This is a genomic window from Sphingopyxis sp. FD7 (assembly GCF_003609835.1).
In the GTDB taxonomy this organism is placed as follows: domain Bacteria; phylum Pseudomonadota; class Alphaproteobacteria; order Sphingomonadales; family Sphingomonadaceae; genus Sphingopyxis.
Genome location: NZ_AP017898.1, coordinates 2,072,936 through 2,092,395, shown reverse-complemented (window position 1 = coordinate 2,092,395; position 19,460 = coordinate 2,072,936). Strand labels below are relative to the sequence as shown.

18 protein-coding genes and 1 tRNA gene are annotated in these 19,460 nt (G+C 68.0%); 12 read left to right on the top strand and 7 right to left on the bottom strand.

Features of this window, described 5'->3' with window-relative positions; genetic code table 11:
- Positions 1-7: 7 nt before the first annotated feature.
- Positions 8-871, bottom strand: coding sequence for a methyltransferase domain-containing protein (locus tag SPYCA_RS09845; RefSeq protein WP_232003257.1), 864 nt, complete (start codon positions 869-871; stop codon positions 8-10).
- 42 nt (positions 872-913) lie between these two features.
- On the opposite strand from SPYCA_RS09845, the gene SPYCA_RS09840 reads away from it, so the two are divergent.
- From SPYCA_RS09840 to SPYCA_RS09825, 4 genes are all read left to right on the top strand, one after another.
- Complete coding sequence (locus SPYCA_RS09840; protein WP_120222256.1) at positions 914-1,771, top strand: ComF family protein; 858 nt, start codon at positions 914-916, stop codon at positions 1,769-1,771.
- A gap of 4 nt (positions 1,772-1,775) precedes the next feature.
- Positions 1,776-2,036, top strand: a complete 261-nt coding sequence (grxC, locus tag SPYCA_RS09835; RefSeq protein ID WP_120220015.1) for a glutaredoxin 3 — start codon at positions 1,776-1,778, stop codon at positions 2,034-2,036.
- 11 nt (positions 2,037-2,047) lie between these two features.
- Complete coding sequence (locus tag SPYCA_RS09830; protein WP_120220013.1) at positions 2,048-2,515, top strand: DUF1178 family protein; 468 nt, start codon at positions 2,048-2,050, stop codon at positions 2,513-2,515.
- Positions 2,516-2,564: 49 nt separating this feature from the next.
- A tRNA-Arg gene (locus SPYCA_RS09825) sits at positions 2,565-2,641 on the top strand.
- A 67-nt stretch (positions 2,642-2,708) separates the two neighbouring features.
- Here SPYCA_RS09825 and SPYCA_RS09820 read toward each other — a convergent pair.
- From SPYCA_RS09820 to hutI, 6 genes are all read right to left on the bottom strand, one after another.
- Positions 2,709-3,539, bottom strand: a complete 831-nt coding sequence (locus SPYCA_RS09820; RefSeq protein ID WP_120220011.1) for an acyl-CoA dehydrogenase — start codon at positions 3,537-3,539, stop codon at positions 2,709-2,711.
- Positions 3,539-4,702, bottom strand: coding sequence for an acyl-CoA dehydrogenase family protein (locus SPYCA_RS09815; RefSeq protein WP_120220009.1), 1,164 nt, complete (start codon positions 4,700-4,702; stop codon positions 3,539-3,541). Before SPYCA_RS09815 ends, SPYCA_RS09820 begins: the two co-directional genes overlap by 1 nt.
- A 237-nt stretch (positions 4,703-4,939) precedes the next feature.
- Positions 4,940-6,601, bottom strand: coding sequence for a urocanate hydratase (gene hutU / locus SPYCA_RS09810; protein ID WP_120220007.1), 1,662 nt, complete (start codon positions 6,599-6,601; stop codon positions 4,940-4,942).
- The gene (gene hutG, locus SPYCA_RS09805; protein WP_120220005.1) at positions 6,598-7,401 is read right to left on the bottom strand and encodes an N-formylglutamate deformylase; all 804 of its coding nucleotides are present in this window, start codon (positions 7,399-7,401) and stop codon (positions 6,598-6,600) included. The genes hutU and hutG overlap by 4 nt, the downstream gene beginning before the upstream one ends.
- On the bottom strand, positions 7,401-8,921 hold the full coding sequence (hutH, locus tag SPYCA_RS09800) for a histidine ammonia-lyase (RefSeq protein WP_120220003.1): 1,521 nt from the start codon (positions 8,919-8,921) through the stop codon (positions 7,401-7,403). The genes hutG and hutH overlap by 1 nt, the downstream gene beginning before the upstream one ends.
- Positions 8,918-10,129, bottom strand: coding sequence for an imidazolonepropionase (gene hutI / locus SPYCA_RS09795; RefSeq protein WP_120220001.1), 1,212 nt, complete (start codon positions 10,127-10,129; stop codon positions 8,918-8,920). Before hutI ends, hutH begins: the two co-directional genes overlap by 4 nt.
- Before the next feature lie 29 nt (positions 10,130-10,158).
- On the opposite strand from hutI, the gene SPYCA_RS09790 reads away from it, so the two are divergent.
- The 8 genes from SPYCA_RS09790 to SPYCA_RS19260 all read left to right on the top strand — a co-directional run bounded on the left by SPYCA_RS09790 (position 10,159) and on the right by SPYCA_RS19260 (position 19,323).
- Positions 10,159-11,508, top strand: a complete 1,350-nt coding sequence (locus tag SPYCA_RS09790; protein ID WP_120222255.1) for a formimidoylglutamate deiminase — start codon at positions 10,159-10,161, stop codon at positions 11,506-11,508.
- The gene (locus tag SPYCA_RS09785; protein ID WP_120220000.1) at positions 11,505-12,185 is read left to right on the top strand and encodes a UTRA domain-containing protein; all 681 of its coding nucleotides are present in this window, start codon (positions 11,505-11,507) and stop codon (positions 12,183-12,185) included. The genes SPYCA_RS09790 and SPYCA_RS09785 overlap by 4 nt, the downstream gene beginning before the upstream one ends.
- A gap of 141 nt (positions 12,186-12,326) precedes the next feature.
- A complete protein-coding gene (locus SPYCA_RS09780) occupies positions 12,327-12,899 on the top strand; it encodes a hypothetical protein (RefSeq protein ID WP_146625117.1) in 573 nt (190 codons plus the stop codon).
- A 15-nt stretch (positions 12,900-12,914) separates the two neighbouring features.
- Positions 12,915-14,816, top strand: coding sequence for a RiPP maturation radical SAM C-methyltransferase (locus SPYCA_RS09775; protein ID WP_120219997.1), 1,902 nt, complete (start codon positions 12,915-12,917; stop codon positions 14,814-14,816).
- Positions 14,813-16,351: a radical SAM/SPASM domain-containing protein gene (locus SPYCA_RS09770; RefSeq protein WP_120219996.1), complete on the top strand. Its 1,539-nt coding sequence runs from the start codon at positions 14,813-14,815 to the stop codon at positions 16,349-16,351. The genes SPYCA_RS09775 and SPYCA_RS09770 overlap by 4 nt, the downstream gene beginning before the upstream one ends.
- Positions 16,348-17,370, top strand: a complete 1,023-nt coding sequence (locus tag SPYCA_RS09765; RefSeq protein WP_120219995.1) for a hypothetical protein — start codon at positions 16,348-16,350, stop codon at positions 17,368-17,370. Before SPYCA_RS09770 ends, SPYCA_RS09765 begins: the two co-directional genes overlap by 4 nt.
- The gene (locus SPYCA_RS09760; RefSeq protein ID WP_120219994.1) at positions 17,363-18,379 is read left to right on the top strand and encodes a JmjC domain-containing protein; all 1,017 of its coding nucleotides are present in this window, start codon (positions 17,363-17,365) and stop codon (positions 18,377-18,379) included. The genes SPYCA_RS09765 and SPYCA_RS09760 overlap by 8 nt, the downstream gene beginning before the upstream one ends.
- Positions 18,376-19,323: a trypsin-like serine peptidase gene (locus SPYCA_RS19260; RefSeq protein ID WP_232003256.1), complete on the top strand. Its 948-nt coding sequence runs from the start codon at positions 18,376-18,378 to the stop codon at positions 19,321-19,323. The genes SPYCA_RS09760 and SPYCA_RS19260 overlap by 4 nt, the downstream gene beginning before the upstream one ends.
- Positions 19,324-19,460 lie beyond the last annotated feature (137 nt).

Genomic DNA, 19,460 nt, shown 5'->3' with positions numbered 1-19,460 from the left:
CGAGAGATTATCTCTCCCTTCCCTCATGCGGCTTCAACGCCTCCGCCAGCGACGCGGTGCCGCTGCCCCGCCGCGCGGGCTGCGGCTGGTCGGGGTGCGGCGCCCAGCCGCTGAAATGGACGATGCGGAAGGCTTCGGCGATGCGGCCATCGGGATTGGCGGCGGCGGCGAAGGCGGCGGCGATGCGCGCCGCCTCGTCGCGCGTCAGCGGCGGCGGCGCGGGGTCGAGACGGCTCGACAGACCCGCGGCGCGCAGGTCGCGCACCAGCGCGAACCAGTCGCCATAGCGCACGCTCAGGGCCTCGACATCGACGACGGGCAGCGCAAAGCCGACGCGCTGGAGCAGATTGCCCATCGCGGCAAGGTCGATCTGCGGGTGCATTCGCGCGATCGGGCGCACCCCGTCGGCCATCACCGCGCGGCGCAGGCGCGGCAGGCTGCCGTCGCCGACGAAGGCGCCGAGCAGCAGCCCGTCGGGCGCGAGCAGCGCGCGCAGGCGCAGCAGCGCGCCGGGCACGTCGTTGACGCTGTCGAGCCCGCCCGGCCAGACAATCAGCTCGAAGCTTCCAAAAGGCAGGTCGATCGCGTCGGCCTCGACCGGAATGGCACCCATCCGCGCGGCGAGCCGCGGCGCAGCTTCGATGATGCAAAGGTCGGTGCCGGTCGCGCGCAGCCGGTCGATGAGCGCCGCATCGTGCGCGCCGACGACCAGCGTGCGCGGAAAGGCGCGCGTGACCATCGCCAGCCGGTCGAGCAGCGTTTCGGCGACGATCGGTGCAAGGAAATTGGCGTTGGCGGGCAGGCGCGCCAGGCGGTCCCGCTGTGCGCGGTGGCGGGCAGGGGAAAAAAGTGGACGGGGCGGCTGCGACATGCGCCGCTTGTGCCGTCCCCGGCGATGCTTCACAAGCGGACGATGACGAGCGCGACGGAGGATGGGACAATATCGGACGTTGCGAATGGCACCGCGTGGCAGCTTCTCCGTGTCACCGCGCGCGCGATCATTGATTATGCGCTGCCGCCCCGTTGCGCCGGATGCGGCGCGGTCGTTGGCGAGGATCATCAATTTTGCCTCGCCTGCTGGTCGTCGCTCGATTTTCTGGGTGACCCCTGCTGCGCCTCCTGTTCGCTGCCGCTTCCATTGGCGCTGCCCGGCGAGCGGATGATGTGCGGCGCCTGCCTGGCTGACGCGCCGCCGTTCGCGGGCGCGCCGGCCGCCGTTGCTTATGGCCCGGTGGCGCGGACGGTGGCGCTGCGCCTTAAATATGGTCGTCGGACGGGGCACGCCCGCCTGATGGCGCGCCTGATGGCGCGGTCGCTCGCGACGCTGGGACCGATCGACGCGATGCTGCTCGTCCCGGTGCCGCTGCATCGCTGGCGGCTCTGGTCGCGCGGGTTCAATCAGGCGGCGCTTATCGCCGACGCACTGACGCGATTGACCGGAGTGCCGCACGATCATCACTTGTTGCGGCGCGTCAAGGCGACGGCCTCGCTCCGCGGCAAGGGGCGGCGCGAACGCGAGCGCGTCGTTGCAGGGGCCTTTGCGCTCGCCGACGGTGCCAGCGCGCGGGCGGCGGGCCGCCACCTGATATTGGTCGATGATGTCCATGCAAGCGGCGCAACGCTGCGCGCCGCCGCGCGCGCGCTGCGCCGCAGCGGCGCGGCGCGCGTGTCGGCGCTCACCTGGGCGCGTGTCGTGCCCGATGCGGCAACCGGCAACGAAATTGACATTGCCTCGTTGGATTCCGATATGGACCGCAGGATGACAGGATAGGCACATGGCCAAGATCGAAGTATATACCAAGGCATTCTGCCCCTATTGTACGCGGGCCAAGCGACTGCTCGATGGCAAGGGCGCCGATTTCAGCGAAATCGACGTGACGATGGACCGCGCGGGATTCGAGGCCATGGTCGCGCGCGCGGGCGGGCGGCGCACGGTGCCGCAGGTGTTTATCGACGACCGACACGTTGGCGGCAGCGACGACCTCGCAGCGCTCGAGGCGAAGGGCGAACTCGACGCGCTGATCGGACGCGCCTAGGAGACGCAGCCATGATCGTGTTCGATCTTTGCTGCGCCGCTGGCGATCATCGGTTCGAAGCCTGGTTCGCGAGCAGCGACAGCTTTGTCGATCAGCAGGCGCGGAGGCTGATCGCTTGTCCGGTTTGTGGTGACAGCGACGTCAGAAAGGCCGTGATGGCGCCGCGCGTCGGGGTAAAGTCGAACCAGCAGATCGTATCGAAACCCCCGGCGGCGGAGCCCGTCGACGGCGAACCGTCGCCCGCGCTTATGCGCCGCGTGATTGCCGAAATCGCCGCCCGGCAGGCCGAGATGCTGCCGCATTCGCGCTGGGTCGGCCGCGATTTCGCTGCCGCGGCGCGCGCGATGCACGAGGGACGTGTGGCGGAAAAACTGATCCACGGCCAGGCGTCGCCTGAGGAGGCCGAGGCGTTGCGCGAAGACGGCATCGCCGCCATGCCTCTGCTTGTCCCCATCGTGCCGCCCGATGCCGTTAATTGATCCAAGTTGATTGACGCTGAACGCGCGGCCCCGCTACACGGACCCCGGCGCGCCCGTAGCTCAGCAGGATAGAGCATCAGATTCCTAATCTGGGGGCCACAGGTTCGAATCCTGTCGGGCGCACCATCGCATCCGCGGTTCGACGACGCTGGAGATGAACCGGATTATCGGCCTCGGGTCTTCGGCATTCGCTTCAGGTCAGCGTCGCACGCATCGTTCGGCGTCCGGTCGCGTCGCGCGACCATAGCCGGGTATCCTGTTCGTCGCGCGCAAGGCAGAGGTCGAAGGGCGCCCCGTCGATGAGCGGTGCCTCGGCGCGAAAGGCAAAGCTGCGGGGGATCAGTCCGGCGCGCAGGCCATGGTCCATCAGCAGCGTCGCGATCAGCGGGCCGTGGACGACGAGCCCGGCGTAACCTTCGACATCGCGGGCATAGTCGCGGTCATAATGGATGCGGTGCGCGTTGAATGTCAGCGCCGAGTAGCGGAAGAGCAGCACCGGGTCGGCCATGATGCTGCGGACGGCATCGGCGGGTTCGGGGCTGACGGGCGCGGGCGGTGCTGCGGCGGGAGCAGATCCCGCGGCCTCGCGAAACACGATATCCTGTTCTTCGCGAATCGCTGAGATGCCATTCGCGAAAATCTCGTGACGCAGCGTCACGAACAAGAGGTCGCCGCCCCTGCCGCGCTTGGGGCTGATCGCGTCGATTGTCGTCACGCGCGTCAGCGCAGCGCCGATCGGAACCGGCGCCAGGAAGTCGATGCGGCTGCCTGCCCACATGCGGCGCGGGAGCGGCACGGGTGGCAGCAGGCCGTGTTCGTCGCGGCGCGGGTGGCCGTCCTCGCCGATCGCCGACTGGCGCGCGGTCGGCAGGAAATAGAGCCAGTGGCCGAGCGGCGGAACCATACCCGGCGCCCATGGCGGCATATCGTGGTCGAGAAGCGCCGCAAGGCCCGCAAGCGGCGCGGCGGTCGCGACATCCTCGCGCGTCTCGCTGCGACCGACCCAGGCGGAATAATCGTCCATCAGAAACTCTTGGGCAGGCCCAGCGCGTGCGTCGCGACATGACTCAGGATCAGGTTCGTGCTGATCGGCGCAACCTGATAGAGCCGCGTCTCGCGGAACTTGCGCTCGATATCATATTCCTCGGCAAAGCCGAAGCCGCCGTGCGTCTGGACGCACATGTCGGCCGCGTACCAGCTGGCTTCGGACGCCAGCATCTTCGCCATGTTCGCTTCGGTGCCGCAATCCGTTCCGGCGTCGAACAGCCGCGCGGCCTTGTCGACCATTTCGGCAGCCGCGGCGATCTGGACATAAGCGCGCGCGATGGGGAACTGGACGCCCTGATTCTCGCCGATGGCGCGGCCAAAGACCGAGCGGTCCCTGGCATAGGCGGCCGCGCGGTCGACGAAGAAACGGCCGTCGCCGATACATTCGGACGCGATCAGGATGCGCTCGGCGTTCATGCCCGAGAGGATATAGCGAAACCCCTTGCCCTCCTCGCCGATCAGATTGGCGGCGGGGACTTCGAGGTCGTCGAAAAACAGCTCGGTCGTCGCATGGTTGAGCATCGTGCGGACGGGACGGATGGTCAGACCCTTGCCCACCGCGTCGCGCATGTCGACGAGCAGCACGCTCATTCCGTCGGAGGCTTTGGTGCATTGCTCGCGCGGCGTGGTGCGGCAGAGCAGGATCATCAGGTCCGAATGCTCGGCGCGGCTGATCCAGATTTTCTGGCCGTTGACGATATATTTGTCGCCGATTTTCTTGGCAAAGGTGCGGATGCGCGTCGTGTCGGTGCCGGCGGTCGGTTCGGTGACGCCAAAGGCCTGCAAGCGCAGCTCGCCGCGCGCGATCGCGGGCAGCCAGCTCTGCTTCTGCGCCTCCGACCCGTGCTTGAGCAGCGTGCCCATCGTATACATTTGCGCGTGGCACGCACCGCCGTTGCAGCCCGATCGGTGGATTTCCTCGAGCACGGCGGTCGCCGCGCCAAGGCCGAGGCCAGACCCGCCATATTGTTCCGGGATGAGCACCGACAGGAAGCCCGCTTGGGTGAGCGTGCGGACGAACTCGGTCGGATAGATGCGGTCGCGGTCGAGCCTTTGCCAATAGTCGCCCGGAAAATCGGCGCACAGGCGGCGCACCGCCTCGCGGATTTCGGGATGGCTTGGCGGCTGGACTTCGGACATCGGTGTTCGGCTCTCCCTGATCGTTGGGGACAGCCTTAGGATGCGAAGCTTTGGGCGCCAAGCCCTATCGGGGCGTCACACACTGTTCCCCCTCGTTTGATCGTCATCCCGGTCTTCGCCGGGATGACGGATGAAGAGATCCATCGCCCCCGCGAAGGCGGGGGCCGCTGTCGGGTTACGCAGCGACTTAGGAACAGGCCGATTGCGGCCCCCGCCTTCGCGGGGGCGACGAGTCATCTAAATGCTCGGAAGATCGAGGCCGTTCTCGCGGGCGCAGGCGATGGCGATGTCATAACCCGCGTCGGCGTGGCGCATCACGCCCGACGCCGGATCGTTCCATAGCACTCGCTCGAGCCGCTTTGCCGCTTCGGGCGTGCCGTCGGCGACGATCACCATCCCGGCGTGCTGCGAATAACCCATGCCGACGCCGCCGCCATGGTGGAGCGACACCCAGGTTGCGCCTGACGCCGTGTTGAGCAGCGCGTTGAGCAGCGGCCAGTCGCTGACCGCATCCGATCCGTCGCGCATCGCTTCGGTCTCGCGGTTCGGCGAGGCGACCGAGCCCGAATCGAGATGGTCGCGGCCGATGACGACGGGCGCTTTGAGTTCGCCCGATGCCACCATCTCGTTGAACGCGAGCCCGAGGCGGTGGCGATCGCCAAGCCCGACCCAGCAGATGCGCGCAGGCAGGCCCTGGAACCGGATGCGCTCGCGCGCCATGTCGAGCCAGTTGTGGAGGTGCTTGTTGTCGGGAAGCAGTTCCTTCACCTTGGCGTCGGTCTTGTAAATGTCCTCGGGATCGCCCGACAGCGCCGCCCAGCGGAAGGGGCCGATGCCGCGGCAGAAGAGCGGGCGAACATAGGCGGGGACGAAGCCGGGAAAGTCGAAGGCATTTTCGACCCCCTCATCCTTTGCCATCTGGCGGATGTTGTTGCCATAGTCGGTCGTCGGCACGCCCGCCGCCTGCATGTCGAGCATCGCGCGGACATGCACCGCCATCGATGCCTTCGCGGCCTTTGCGACGGCGGCGGGATCGCTCTCGCGCTTCGCGAACCATTGTTCGAGGCTCCAGCCCGCGGGGAGGTAGCCGTTCACGGGATCGTGCGCCGAGGTCTGGTCCGTGAGCAGGTCGGGGCGGATGCCGCGGCGGACCATCTCGGGCAGGATTTCGGCGGCGTTGCCCAGCAGGCCGACCGACACGGGCTGCCCCTGGGCATGGCCTGCCTTGATCATCGCCAGCGCTTCGTCGATGCTCGATGCCTGCTTGTCGAGATAGCCCGTGCGCAGGCGCATCTCGATGCGGCTCGGCTGGCATTCGATCGCGAGGCAGCTTGCGCCCGCCATCACAGCCGCGAGCGGCTGCGCGCCGCCCATGCCGCCAAGCCCGGCGGTGAGCAGCCAGCGGCCCGAAAGGTCGCCGCCATAATGTTGGCGGCCCATTTCGACGAAGGTTTCGTACGTGCCCTGCACGATGCCCTGGCTGCCGATATATATCCAGCTGCCTGCGGTCATCTGGCCGTACATCATCAGCCCTTTGCGATCGAGCTCGTGGAAATGCTCCCAATTCGCCCATTCGGGGACGAGGTTCGAATTTGCGAGCAGCACGCGCGGCGCATTCTCGTGCGTCCGGAAGACGCCGACGGGCTTGCCCGACTGGATCAGCAGCGTTTCGTCGTCGTTCAATCGCTTCAGCGTCTCGACGATGCGGTCATAGCTTTCCCAATCGCGCGCGGCGCGGCCGATCCCGCCATAGACGACCAGCTCGTGCGGCGCCTCGGCCACGTCGGGGTGCAGATTGTTCATCAGCATCCGCATCGGTGCTTCGGTGAGCCAGCTTTTGGCGGTGATTTCGGCGCCGGTTGCCGGGCGGATCACGCGGCTGTTGTCGAGACGGGTCATGTACGTCCTTTCGCAAAATCGAGGGTCGCGGCGATCACTTGCTCCAGAACGGGCCGGATCGCGGGATTGGGGTCGAGGGGGGAGGGCCAGTTGGCGTGAGTGATCGCGGCGGGCTCGGCCATGTAGCCGCGCTGCGCCAGCTCCATCTGGATCGCATGGATGCCATCGTCGGGGCAGCCATAGTGGCGCGTCGTCCAGCCGCCCTTGAAACGCCCGTTGACGACATGGCTGTGGCCGCTCGCCGCGCAGATGTTCGCGACGATGGTTTCGAGTTCGGGTGCGCATGTCGCGCCCCCGTTGGTGCCGATGTTGAATTGCGGCAATTCGCCGTTGAACAGGCGCGGGACATGGCTGCGGATCGAGTGGGCATCGTAGAGGACGACGCAACCGTGCGCGGCTTTCAGCCGGTCGAGCTCGGCGGTCAGCGCCTCATGATAGGGGCGGTGATAAAGATTAAGCCGCTGGGTGATGGATGTTTCGTCGGGCTGGTCGAAGCGATAGAGGGGTTCGCCATCGAAGGTCGTTGTCGGGCAGAGTTCGGTCGTCGCCTGACCTGGATAGAGCGACGCGCCCGACGGGTCGCGGTTCATGTCGATCACGCTGCGCGAAACGTCGGTCGCAACCAGCGTCGCGCCCATATCGGCGGCAAAGGCGTAAAGCTCCGCAATCCACCAGTCGGTGTCGATCTGAGTGTGCCATGGCGAGACGAATTGTTCGTCGAGCCCCGCCAAGTCGGTCCCGCCGTGCGGGAAGGCGATGACGAGCGGCGCGTCGCCGCGATGGACGCGCAGCCAGTCCATCAGGCGACTCCCGGCAGATTGGCGGGAACCGCAGCGACCAGGCTGCCGTCGCGGATCAGCGCCATCGCCGCTTCCATATCGGGATGGAAATGGCGGTCGTCCTCGAGCGTCGGGACAGCGGCGCGAAGATGCTGGCGCGCGGACTCCAGCACATCGCTCGATTTGAGCGGGGCGTGGAAGTCGATCCCCTGACAGGCCGCGAGCAATTCGATGCCGATCACCGCGCTCGCATTGTCGGCCATGTCGAGCAGGCGGCGCGCGCCGTGGGCGGCCATCGACACATGATCCTCCTGATTGGCGCTGGTCGGGATCGAATCGACGCTCGCGGGGTAAGCGCGCTGCTTGTTCTCGCTGACCAGCGCGGCGGCGGTGACCTGCGGGATCATAAAGCCCGAGTTGAGGCCGGGGCGCGGCGTCAGGAAAGCGGGGAGGCCCGACAGCGCGGGGTCGACGAGCATTGCGATGCGGCGCTCGGCAATCGAGCCGATTTCGCACAGCGCCATGGCGATCATGTCGGCGGCGAAGGCGACGGGTTCGGCATGGAAATTGCCGCCCGACAGCGCCTCGTCGGTGTCCGCGAAGATCAGCGGATTGTCCGAGACGCCATTGGCTTCGATCGCCAGCGTCGCCGCCGCCTGCCGGAGCAGGTCGAGCACGGCGCCCATCACCTGCGGCTGGCAGCGCAGGCAATAGGGATCCTGCACGCGCGGATCGTCGACCGCGTGCGACGCGCGGATCGCCGATCCCGCCATCAGGCGACGGAGCGCCTCGCCGACCTCGCGCTGCCCCGCGTGGCCGCGCAGCGCGTGAATGCGCGCGTCGAACGGCGCGTCGGAACCCTTGGCCGCCTCGGTCGACAGCGCGCCCGTAATCAGAGCCGACCGGAACAGCGTTTCAGCGCGAAACAGGCCCGCCAGCGCATTGGCGGTCGAAAATTGGGTGCCGTTGAGCAGCGCCAGCCCTTCCTTTGGGCCAAGCTCGATCGGTGTGAGATTCGCCTGCGCAAGCGCTTCGGCGGCGGGCAGGGTTTGCCCGCCAACCTCGATTGCGCCGACGCCGATCATCGCCGCGGCCATATGCGACAGCGGCGCCAGGTCGCCGCTCGCGCCGACCGACCCCTGCGACGGGACGACGGGCGTCAGGCCTTTCGCCAGCATCGCTTCGAGCATTGCGACCGTCTCGCGTTTCACACCCGACGCACCGATACCGAAGCTCGCGAGCTTCAGCGCCATCATCAGGCGAACAATCTTCGCTGGCGATGGCGCGCCGGTGCCCGCGGCATGGCTGAGCACGATGTTGCGCTGGAGCGTCGAGAGTTCGTCGTCGGCGATGCGTACGCTCGCGAGCTTTCCAAAGCCCGTGTTGATGCCATAGACGGGCGCGCCCTTGGCGACGATGCGCGCCACGGCCGCGGCGCTGGCGTCGATGGCATCCCACGCATCCGCGCTCAGCTTTGCGCTGGCGCCTTCGTAAATCGCACGCCAGTCCGCGAGTGTCATGGCGCCAGGGTTGATGATCATTGTCCATCCTTGATGCGTTGGTGAAGCGGATTGAAGCCGACGCGGTAGACAAGCTCGGAGGGGTCGTTCACGTTCCAGATCGCAAGATCGCAGGCCTTGCCGGCTTCGAGCGTCCCCATCTCCTCCGACAAGCCGAGCGCGGCCGCGGCGTTGACCGTCACCCCGCGCAGCGCTTCGACCACCGTCAGCCCGAACAGCGTCGCGCCCATGTTGAGCATCAGCAGCAGCGACGTCGTCGGCGAGGTGCCGGGGTTGTTGTCGGTTGCGAGCGCGATCCGCACGCCGAGGCGGCGCATCGCGTCCACCGGCGGCAGCTTCGTCTCGCGCGTGAAATAAAAGGCGCCGGGGAGCAGCACCGCGACGGTGCCCGCTTCGGCCATCGCGCGCACATCCTCTTCGGTCGCATATTCGAGATGGTCGGCGGACAATGCGCCATGCCGCGCCGCGAGCGCGCTGCCGCTCAGCGCCGACAATTGTTCGGCGTGAAGCTTGACCTTGAGCCCATAGGCCCGCGCGGCGACAAAGACGCGCTCGCACTGTTCCGGCGAAAAGCCGATGCCCTCGCAAAAGGCATCGACCGCGGTGGCAAGTGATGCAGCGGCCGGGATCATCTCGCCCACGACGAGGTCGATATAGGCGTCGCCGTCGCCTCGATATTCGGGGGGCAGCGTGTGGGCGCCGAGGAAGGTCGGCTCGACGCGGATCGCGCGATGCTCCCCGAGCGCCCGCGCGGCGCGCAACATCTTCAGTTCATCATCGACCCGAAGTCCATAACCCGACTTGATCTCGATCGTCGTGACGCCCTCGGCGATCAGCGCGTCGAGGCGGGGAAGGGCGCTCGCGACCAGTTCGGCCTCGCTGGCTTCGCGCGTTGCGTGCATCGTCGAGACGATCCCGCCGCCGGCGCGCGCGATTTCCTCGTAAGTCGCCCCTTTGAGCCGCATCGCCCATTCGTTGGCGCGGTTGCCGCCGTGGACCAGGTGGGTGTGGCAATCGATCAGTCCCGGCGTGATCAGGCGGCCTTCGCAGTCATGGACCTTCGCGTCGGTCGTCGGCGCGTCTGCGGCAGGCCCCGCATAAACGATCCGCCCGTCCTTCGCCGCGACCACGCCGTCGTCGATCAGGCCGAGGTCGTCTCCGGCCATCGTCGCGAGTCGGGCGTTCGTCCAGCGTTGCTCCATCTGGACAGTCTCGCGCCGATGCGTCATTATGTCTAGACATAATATGAGGACGGATGATGGCTTCGCTTTGGTTCGAGCGCGCGTGGATCGGCGATCGGTTGGAAAAGGACGTGCGGCTCCGCATCGCGGGCACGCGGATCGAAGCGATCGAAACCGGGGTTGCGGCGGTGGCGGGCGAAGAGCGCCACCGCGCCGCGCTGCCCGGCCTGTGCAACGTCCACAGCCACGGTTTCCAGCGCGGCATGGCGGGGCTTTCGGAACGGCGCAGCCGCCCGGACGATAATTTCTGGAGCTGGCGCGAGATCATGTACCGCTTCCTCGACCGGCTGACGCCCGAGGATGTCGCGGCGATCACCGCGCAGGCCTATGCCGAGATGCTCGAAGGCGGCTTCACGCGCGTCGGCGAGTTCCACTATCTCCACCACGATCCGGCGGGGGCACCCTATGCCGACCGGGCCGAGATGGCGGGCGCGATCGTCGAGGCGAGCGCGGTAACGGGCATCGGCCTGACGCTGCTGCCCGTCTTTTACGCGCATGGCAATTTCGGCGCGGCGGCGCCGAGCCACGGCCAACGGCGTTTCCTCAATGACATCGACGGCTTTGCCTCACTGCTCGACGCGTCGCGGGCAAAGCTCGTCGGCGACGCCAATATCGGCGTTGCCCCGCATTCGCTGCGCGCGGTGACGCCGGGCGAATTGGCGGCGCTGCTGCAAATCTCACCGACCGGGCCGGTGCATATCCATGCCGCCGAGCAGGTGAAGGAGGTTGCCGATTGCATCGCCTGGAGCGGTGCGCGACCGGTCGAATGGTTGCTGGACAACGCGGGAGTCGATGAGCGCTGGTGCCTGATTCATTCGACCCATCTCGACGAGAGCGAAGCGCTGCGCCTTGCCGCCAGCGGTGCGGTGGCGGGGCTGTGCCCGATCACCGAGGCCAATCTTGGCGACGGCATCTTCTCGGCGGTCGATTATCTCGCGGCAGGCGGGCGCTTCGGGGTCGGCACCGACAGCAACATATTGATCGATGCGGCGGGCGAACTGCGCGCGCTCGAATACTCACAGCGGTTGGCGCATCGCGCGCGGGCGCTGTTGGCGGATGAAGCCGCGCCCTTCGTCGGCGCCAATCTGTTCGGCCGTGCCGTCCACGGCGGCGCGCAGGCGCTCGGCGTGCCCGCGGGGCTCGCCGTCGGCCAGGCCGCCGACATCGTATCGCTCGACCTCGATCATCCTTCCTTCGCCGGGACCGACGAGGCGACCCTGCTCGACCGCTGGATCTTCGCGGCGCGCGGCGGGGCGATCGATTGCGTGTGGCGCGCGGGCGAAAAGCGCGTCGAAAAGGGGCGCCATATCGCGGCGGACGCTATCGCCGCCGCCTATCGCGCCTGCCTCGACCGGCTGCTCGCATGAACCCCGCGCGGCGCATTCGCGACGAGATCGCCGCGGCGATCCGCTCGGGCGAATGGCGCCCCGGCGACCGCGTACCGACCGAACAAGAACTTGCCGCGCGCCATGGCTGTGCGCGCGCGACGGTGAGCAAGGCGCTGGGCGAACTCGCCGCGGCCGGGCTGGTCGAGCGCCGCCGCAAGGCGGGCACCTTCGTCGCGCACCCGCCGGTCCATTCGGCGGTGATGGCGGTGCCCGACCTAGCCGAACTGATCGCCGCGCGGGGTGAAGCCTATCGCTGGTCGTTGAACGCGATGCGCATCGAATCGGACGGGGTGGCGCAGTGCCCGCCGCCTGCGCTGCGCGTCGAGGGGATACATTTCGCAGCGGGCGAAGCTTTCGCGCTGGAAACGCGCTTCATCGCGCTCGACGAGGTGCCCGATGCGGCGAATGCCGACTTTCGGGCGGAAGCGCCCGGCACCTGGCTGCTTGGCCATATTCCGTGGACCGAGGCGCGCCATGTGATCCGGGCGGTGACGCCGACGCGGAGCGAGGCGGCGCAACTCGGCGTGACGATGCGCGCCGCCTGCCTCGAGCTCGATCGCACCACCTGGCGTGCTGGCCGCGTCGTCACTCACGTCCGGCAATTGTTCCGCGGCGACCGTTTCGACCTCGTCGCCGAATTCAACGCCGGGACGTGACCCGGCGGCGGTGCGGTGAAGCGGCAAGCAGGGGCAATCATCAATTAACCACGTCCGGCAACTCGACCGAAATCTTTATTACCGACTGTTAGCAAAACAGAAAATGCCTGGGTCGCGTCCGTTGCTTGCAGGAGACGACACGTGGCAGAGTCAAAATCATCCACTTCGGTGGCCGCCCGCCTCGATGCGATCGAGGCACAGATCAAGCAGATAATTGAAGCGCTTCACGGTTCGGGCGGCATGTCCGGACCTTCAACGACGATCGAACTCACAGGCGAGGAGCTCGACAAGATCGGCGATGCGCTGGAAGACCTTGACAGCCGCCTGACCGACCGACAGCGGCTCTATTTTCTCGGCATTCTGGGGGCGGCGGCGCATCATTTCCAGCAGGTGCTGGCAACCGAGGGGCCGTCGATCGAGAATATCCGCACGATCAAGGTCGCCAATGCGGCGCGCATTCGCGATGTTAAACTGTCCGACGCTTTCCAGGGGCTTACCAAGGTCGAGCAGGGTCGGCTCGGCAGTATCCTGTCACCTGGAGGCGACGTGATGGATTCGGTCGGTGTGGGCGTCGGCGTCGCCTGCGTCGGCGTCGACTGGTCGAAGGATCTGGCGACCGACCAGCTTGGCGGATGGCGCACCAACCCGGCCTTTGGCGGTGCGGTTGTCAATCCGGGGCCGTTGGGCGGCCTGCCCGGGGGATTCGGGCGTTAAGCCGGAAGGTTCGTCATGAATGCCCCCGTCAAGAGGTCGCGCCGCCGCGCGGCCGTCTCGCAGGAGGCTGCGCCAGAGGCGAAGGAAGTGGCGTCGGCGCGATCGGTTCATTCGATCGCGCTGGTCGCCGCCCCCTTCAACTCCTTTCGCCGCCCCTCGATCCAGGTCGGCCTGCTCGCCGCGCTCGCACGCCAGTGCGGCTGGAGTGCGCGAACGCACCATCTGTTCCTCGATTTTGCGGTGATGATCGGCAGCGAATTTTACGAGCGGATCGCCAATGATCGCGGCGTGGCGGTGGGCGACTGGCTGTTTTCGGTCAAGGCTTTCGGTCCCGATGCGCCCGATCCCGACGGACGCGCGATGCTCGCGGCTTTCGACCTCAAGGACGCCGAGCAATTGTTGATCGTCCGGCGCGATGTGGTGCCGCGCTTCGTCCGGCTGGCGGCCGAAGAGATTGCGCGATCGAACCCAACGGTCGTCGGTTTCACCTCGACCTTTCAACAGACTGCGGCGGCGATTGCGATTGCCCGGCGGCTGCGATCGATGCTGCCGCGGGCGCGCTTCCTGTTCGGCGGCGCCAATTTCGAGCGTGACATGGCGGCCGAATGGATCGCGCATGTGCCCGAGGTCGAGCTGGTGCTGAGCGGCGAGGCCGACGACAGCTTTCCGGCGCTGCTCCGTGCCATTGACGCGGGCGAGGGGATCGACCGCGTCACCGGGCTGAGCTGGCGCGACGATGACGGGACGGTGCGGCAGAACAAACCCGCGAAGATGATCACCGCGCTCGATTGCAATCCGACCCCCGATTACACCGAATATTTCGATCGCGCCGAATATCTGGGCCTCGTCCAGATCGGGCTGCGCAACGACGTCCGTATCCCCTTTGAAAGCGCGCGCGGATGCTGGTGGGGTGAGCATAGCCACTGCGTCTTTTGCGGGCTCAACGCGCTGACGATGAAGTTCCGGTCGAAGTCGCCTGACCGGGTGTGGACCGAGCTTGCCGAGCTCGCCGAGCGGCATCGGAGTTATCATTTCGAGGCTGTCGATAACATCATCGATCGCGATTATCGCGGCGCGCTGCTGCCCAGGCTGTCGGCGGCGGATGCGACCTATGACATTTTCTATGAGGTCAAATCGAACCTGAAACCCGACGAGATTCGCGACATGGCGGATGCGGGAATCCGCACGATTCAGCCGGGAATCGAAAGCCTGTCGACCCCGGTGCTGAAGCTGATGCGCAAAGGCGTGCGCGGGCTCGACAATGTCAACCTGCTGCGCTGGTCGGCCCATTATGGCGTCGCGGTGAGCTGGAACGTGCTGTGGGGCTTTCCGGGCGAAAAAACCGAATTTTATGCCGAACAGGCGGATTTGTTCCGCCATCTGCACCATTTGCAGCCACCCTCGGCGGGGCTGCGCGTGTGGCTCGAACGCTATAGCCCGCTGTTCAAGGACGAAGCGAGCTTTCCCAAGACATGCCGCAAGCCCGAACGCTCGCTCGACTTCATCGTGCCCGCGCGGATCGACAAGGAGGCAATCGCCTATTTCTTTGAATATGAGCTGGAAAACACGCTGGCCGACCGCGATTTCGACGGCATGGCCGAGGCGATCGGGGTCTGGAAAGAGGCGTGGATGCGCGATTGGCGCCCGCAACTGCGCTATTTCTCGTCGCCCGGCGTCGTCACCGTCGAGGACAGCCGCCACGCGCCCGAACCGCGGCTGACGCGCCTGACCGGACGCGACGCGCGCATTTTCCAGGCGCTGCTCGAAAAGCCGCTGAGCGCCGGGCGTGTCGCCGAGCTGATCGACGAACCGCTCCAGCGCGTCGAGCGCTCGCTGCGCCTGCTGAGCCATGAAGGGCTGATCGCGAGCGAAGGCGGGCTGCATCTGTCGCTGGCGCTGCCGGCGCGGCGGCGATGAACGCCGCGACGATCGAGGCCGCCGAAGCGGGGATCGGGGCCGAGAGGCCCGCGCGGCTCGCGGCCATGCTGCGGCCGGAGCGCGATGCGGTCGCGGCGCTGCTGCTCGATCGCGCGCGTGACCTCTTGTCCTTCCTGCGGCCGGGGGCGTCGGTGCCGCCGGCTTGCGCCGAAACGGACGAACTGCCGCCCGAGGTCGGGCAGGCGCCGCGCGCCAAGCCCGCCTTGCGTCCCGCGGGCAGCGACGGCGCCGCGGCGCTTGCTGCGCTCAATGAAACGCGCCGCTGGCTGCGCGCCCGGCTGGCGCCCGATGACGCACGGGCGTTCGACCGGCTGATCCATCTGGGCGCTGCGCCTGCGAGCGGGCTGGCGATGATTCCCGCGCCCGCGCTCGGCCTTACCGACCCGGCCTTCGCGGCGGCCGAACCGATGCCCGTCGAGGGGCCGCCGACGGGCCTGGGCAGTCTCGTGCTGATCGCGAAGCTGACCCGGCATTGCAATTTGCGCTGCACCTATTGCACCGACTGGCGCGAAGGGCCGGGGAACCAGATGACCGCGGCGACGCAGGCGCTGATGGTGCGGCGCGTCGCCGAGGACCGGTCGATCGCGGCGGCGCGCTTCATCTGGCACGGCGGCGAACCCAGCCTGCTCGGCGTGCGCAAGATGCTGGGCTTTCTGTGGCTACAGGCGCGACTGCGGCGGCAGGGGCAGATATTTACCAATTCGATCCAGACCAACGCCGCCGCGCTGCCCGACCGGGCGGTCGCGCTGTGGCGGCTGTTCGACTTCAAGGTCAGCGTCAGCCTCGACGGACCGCGCGCGATCCACGACCGCCAGCGGCGCACGGCGCGCGGAGGCGCATCGTTCGATGCCGTCATCGACGGGATCGCGCGGCTGCGCGAAGCGGGCATCTTTGCCGGGGTGCTGATCGTCGTGACGCCGGAGATCGCGGCCTATCCGATCGAAAGGCTGGTCGGCGAACTGGTCGACGCGGGTGTCCACGCAGCGGGATTCCTGCCCGTGCGGCCCGACGCGGGGACCGGCGAGGGCCCCTATCTGCCGCCCGCCGCCTTTTCCGATTTCCTGATTCGTCTGTTCGACCTGCTCCGCACACGCCCCGACCTGCGCTTCGACGTCCGCGAGATCGACGCGCTGCACGCGGCATGGCAGCGCCAGCCGACGGGTTTCTGCGAGCTCAACGGCCCCTGCCTTGGCGGTTATTTCGGGATCGAGCCCGACGGCACGGTGCGCCACTGCGACAAGTTTCTGGGGTCGGCCAGCCACGCGCTCGGCAATCTGGCCGAGCGCAGCTTTGCCGATATTCGCGCAAGCGCCGGGATGGCGGCGCTGAAGCAGCGCGAGGCCGAGCGCTGGCTGCGGCTGCGGTCGTGCGCCTGGTATGGCCATTGCAAAGGCTGGTGTCCGCACGAGAGCCATATCGCCGCGCTGCGCGGCGAGACTGGGCGCTGTTGTGGGCTGGCTCCGGTGTTCGATCATTTCACGGCGCTCGCGACCGCCGAAAGGCTGAGCGCATGAGTGCCGCCGCGGTTGCCTGCCGTGCCTGTGCGGCCGCGCGCCGCGCTTCGCTCGGCGTGGCCGCTGCGCCGCGCGGCGCGTTGCTCGCGCTTCCGGGCTGCACCTGCCAGACGCTGCCGTCGGGCGAGCGGCGCAAGCGGCTGCTCGTCCCCGGCGCCGGGCCGCTCGCCGAACTGTCGACGCGCTATTTCGCCGAGGTTCGGCATTGGATCGCGGTGGCCAAAGGGTGCGACGTGCGTGCGCTGGGAGCGGCCGCCGACGTCGCGCTGGGGCTTGGCGCGGGATGGCGCCGCTGCGACGCGGTGGCGCGCGCGACCGGCGAGATGCTCGAACGCTATGGCGCCGCGCTTGTGCCGCCGGGCAGTGGTGAGCGCGTCGCGCTGACCGACTGGCGCGGCACGCCCTGCGGTCATGGCGATGCGGCGGCGGCGTGGCTGCCCTTTCACCGGCGCGGGCGGCCAGTGCTTCCCGCGTCATCGAGGGGACTCGGCTTTGCGTTCGACCGCAATCGCGCGCTGCGCGCGGCGGCGCATGAGATGATCGAACGAAGCGCGATCGACGCGCTGGCGCGGGGCGGGCCACGCCGCGCAAAGCCGTTGGGTCCGGTGCGGATCGGCAAGCTTTCCGGGCATGGTTTCCGCATCGCGGCGCCATTGCCCGTCGCGCTGGTGCTGGTCGCCGACGGAAGCGGCCGGATCGTGGCGGCCGGGGCGGCGGCCAGGACCGGAATCGATGCGGCGCTGATCGCGGCGCGGCGCGAGGCGGCGCTCGGCTGGCTGGTCGCGCGAGGAGCGGTGCTGCCGGGCGCGGGGCTGGACGGCGCGGCCCTGCTGGGGCCGCTCGCCGACCTTCCGCTGTCCGAATGGCCCGTGGCGCGGCGCCGCGGCGCCATGGTGCCGCCTCCGTCATCGCGCGGGGCGTTGGCGCGCCAGTTCGCATTTGCCGACCTGACGCCGGGCGATATCGCGGCGGCGGGCGGATGGGTCGTGCGCGCGATGGAGAGGGCCGCCGATGCTTGACATGGCGCCGCCGCCCGCCGTCGATCGGGTGCGCCTGCTTTGCGGCAGCGATGCGCGTGCCGTCGCCCCACTGCTCGACGCGGCTGCGTCGGCGGTTGAGGTTGCCGCAGGCGTGCGCCTGCTGCGCGGTGGCGGGGCGGTCTGGCGCGGGCAACCCAGAGCGGTCGCCAAGCGGCTCGCGGCCACGCTGCGACCCCGGCCCGGCCGCGACGAGATACGCGCGTTCGACAGCTGCGCGGGCACCGTCGCCGCGCGCAATCTGGGCGAAGCGATCGTCGACGCCGACCGCGTGGCCGAGACGATCGACAGCGGCGGCACCGTCGTGTTCCAGAAAGTCGACAGCCTCGATTTCCACTGGCACCGGCTGGCGCGCGCGTTCGAGGGGGCGGCGCGCCAGCCCGCCCAGGTGAATGTCTATGCGGGCGCGCCGGGCGCGCCGGGACTGGAATGGCACCGCGACCCGCACGACGTACTGATCCTGCAATTGGCGGGCGCCAAGATTTTTGCGGTCGAGCGCGATGCGGGCGCCGCCGACATCGCGCTCGTCCCCGGCGACATATTGTGGCTGAGCCGCGGCGTCGGGCATCGCGCGACGAACGGCGCAGCGGGGTCGATCCATGCCTCGCTTGGCCTGCTCCACTGGATGCGCGACGCGATGGCGGTGCCGGTCATCGACCGGCGGCCGCTCGCTCGGCCGGTTGCCCGCTGTCCGCTGAGCATCGAAGAGCGCGGCGCCGCGCTGCTCGGTTGGCGCCCGTTTCGCAAGCTGCCCCCCGATGTGGCGGGCGGCGAGCTTCTGCGGCCCGACCTGCTCGCGCTGATCCACCTCGCGCGGGGCGAGTCCTTTCTCGATCTTGGCGGGTTTCGCCGCGCGTTGGGCGGCGAAGAGGCAAGGATGATCGAAGCGGGGCTTTGTCCGCCGAGCCTGCGGCAGTGGCTCGGAACCCGTCTGAGGCCGGCGCGCGTCCTGGCCGAGCTGATCGCGCCGCTCGATCCGGGAGAAACATGATGCAAAGCGACGAACGGTCCCGCTGCCTGCTCGACCTCGTCCGGCGTGACCGGCCCCGCTGGTTGCAGCACGGCCAAACGATTGCGCGGCGCGAAGTGACGAAGGCGCAGGAATCGGTGGGCGCCGCCGGAATCGCGCAGGACGAACTGGTCGCGCTGACCGAACGCCTGTCGCCCGAACTGCCCGCCGCCGCGCTGTCGCCGGGCGAGGTTGATACGCTGGAGGCGATCGTCCACACCGAATTGCGCCCCGCGCTGCTGGTGCAGGACGGCACCTTTCTGCCGCCGCCGGAAGAATGGCGGCATCTTGAAACCTATCGCGCGGGGATCGACCGGGCGATTGCGCGGACATGCCGGATCGAAACGGAGGGCGGCATCGCGCTCGACTGGGTCGGCACCGGCTTTGTCGTCGCGCCCGACCTCGTCGCGACCAATCGCCATGTTGTGCAGGAGTTCGCGTCCTACGAACCCGGCCGCGGCTGGCGCATCCACGACGGCGTCGCGGTGCGCGCCGATTTCCGGCAGGAGATCGGCAGCACCGCGGTCGCCGATGTGCCGGTGACGGGTATCTGGGGCGTCCATGATCGCTTCGACATCGCCATCCTGCAGATGCGACCCGGCCTGTGTCCCAGCCCGATCCCGGCGGGCCTCGCCAATCTGGCGGCGCAGCGTGATGTCGTGGTCATCGGCTATCCCGCCTATGACTCGCGCCGCAACGACGCCGCCGTCATGGACCGCATCTTTCGCGGCATCTATAATGTGAAGCGTGTGCAGCCGGGACGGATCATGCTGCGTGACACCGCCAATTACCTGCTGCGTCACGACAGCTCGACGCTGGGCGGCAATTCGGGATCGCCGGTGATCGACGTCCGGACCGGCCGTCTCATCGGCATTCACTTTCGCGGGCAATATCTGCGCTGGAACGACGCGGTCGACATTTCCTGACCGATCGCGCATAAAGGCGACCCCCGGCAAGCGACGGCTGCCGCGGTGACCACCCCGCCGCGAAAGTCGCTCGCGGGTTGACGCGGATCAATGATACGATCCCGCAAATGATCCAATCTCATCCCCTCGCAGGAGAC

Excerpts from the sequence above, each read along its gene's own strand:
- grxC (WP_120220015.1), top strand. The coding sequence starts at position 1,776 with ATGGCCAAGATCGAAGTATATACCAAGGCATTCTGCCCCTATTGTACG.
- SPYCA_RS09790 (WP_120222255.1), top strand. The coding sequence starts at position 10,159 with ATGGCTTCGCTTTGGTTCGAGCGCGCGTGGATCGGCGATCGGTTGGAA.
- SPYCA_RS09770 (WP_120219996.1), top strand. The coding sequence starts at position 14,813 with ATGAACGCCGCGACGATCGAGGCCGCCGAAGCGGGGATCGGGGCCGAG.
- hutU (WP_120220007.1), bottom strand. The coding sequence starts at position 6,601 with ATGACCCGTCTCGACAACAGCCGCGTGATCCGCCCGGCAACCGGCGCC.
- SPYCA_RS09840 (WP_120222256.1), top strand. The coding sequence starts at position 914 with ATGACGAGCGCGACGGAGGATGGGACAATATCGGACGTTGCGAATGGC.
- SPYCA_RS09785 (WP_120220000.1), top strand. The coding sequence starts at position 11,505 with ATGAACCCCGCGCGGCGCATTCGCGACGAGATCGCCGCGGCGATCCGC.
- hutH (WP_120220003.1), bottom strand. The coding sequence starts at position 8,921 with ATGATCATCAACCCTGGCGCCATGACACTCGCGGACTGGCGTGCGATT.
- SPYCA_RS09830 (WP_120220013.1), top strand. The coding sequence starts at position 2,048 with ATGATCGTGTTCGATCTTTGCTGCGCCGCTGGCGATCATCGGTTCGAA.
- hutG (WP_120220005.1), bottom strand. The coding sequence starts at position 7,401 with ATGGACTGGCTGCGCGTCCATCGCGGCGACGCGCCGCTCGTCATCGCC.
- SPYCA_RS09820 (WP_120220011.1), bottom strand. The coding sequence starts at position 3,539 with ATGGACGATTATTCCGCCTGGGTCGGTCGCAGCGAGACGCGCGAGGAT.
- SPYCA_RS09815 (WP_120220009.1), bottom strand. The coding sequence starts at position 4,702 with ATGTCCGAAGTCCAGCCGCCAAGCCATCCCGAAATCCGCGAGGCGGTG.
- SPYCA_RS09760 (WP_120219994.1), top strand. The coding sequence starts at position 17,363 with ATGCTTGACATGGCGCCGCCGCCCGCCGTCGATCGGGTGCGCCTGCTT.
- hutI (WP_120220001.1), bottom strand. The coding sequence starts at position 10,129 with ATGACGCATCGGCGCGAGACTGTCCAGATGGAGCAACGCTGGACGAAC.
- SPYCA_RS09775 (WP_120219997.1), top strand. The coding sequence starts at position 12,915 with ATGAATGCCCCCGTCAAGAGGTCGCGCCGCCGCGCGGCCGTCTCGCAG.
- SPYCA_RS09765 (WP_120219995.1), top strand. The coding sequence starts at position 16,348 with ATGAGTGCCGCCGCGGTTGCCTGCCGTGCCTGTGCGGCCGCGCGCCGC.
- SPYCA_RS09845 (WP_232003257.1), bottom strand. The coding sequence starts at position 871 with ATGTCGCAGCCGCCCCGTCCACTTTTTTCCCCTGCCCGCCACCGCGCA.
- SPYCA_RS19260 (WP_232003256.1), top strand. The coding sequence starts at position 18,376 with ATGATGCAAAGCGACGAACGGTCCCGCTGCCTGCTCGACCTCGTCCGG.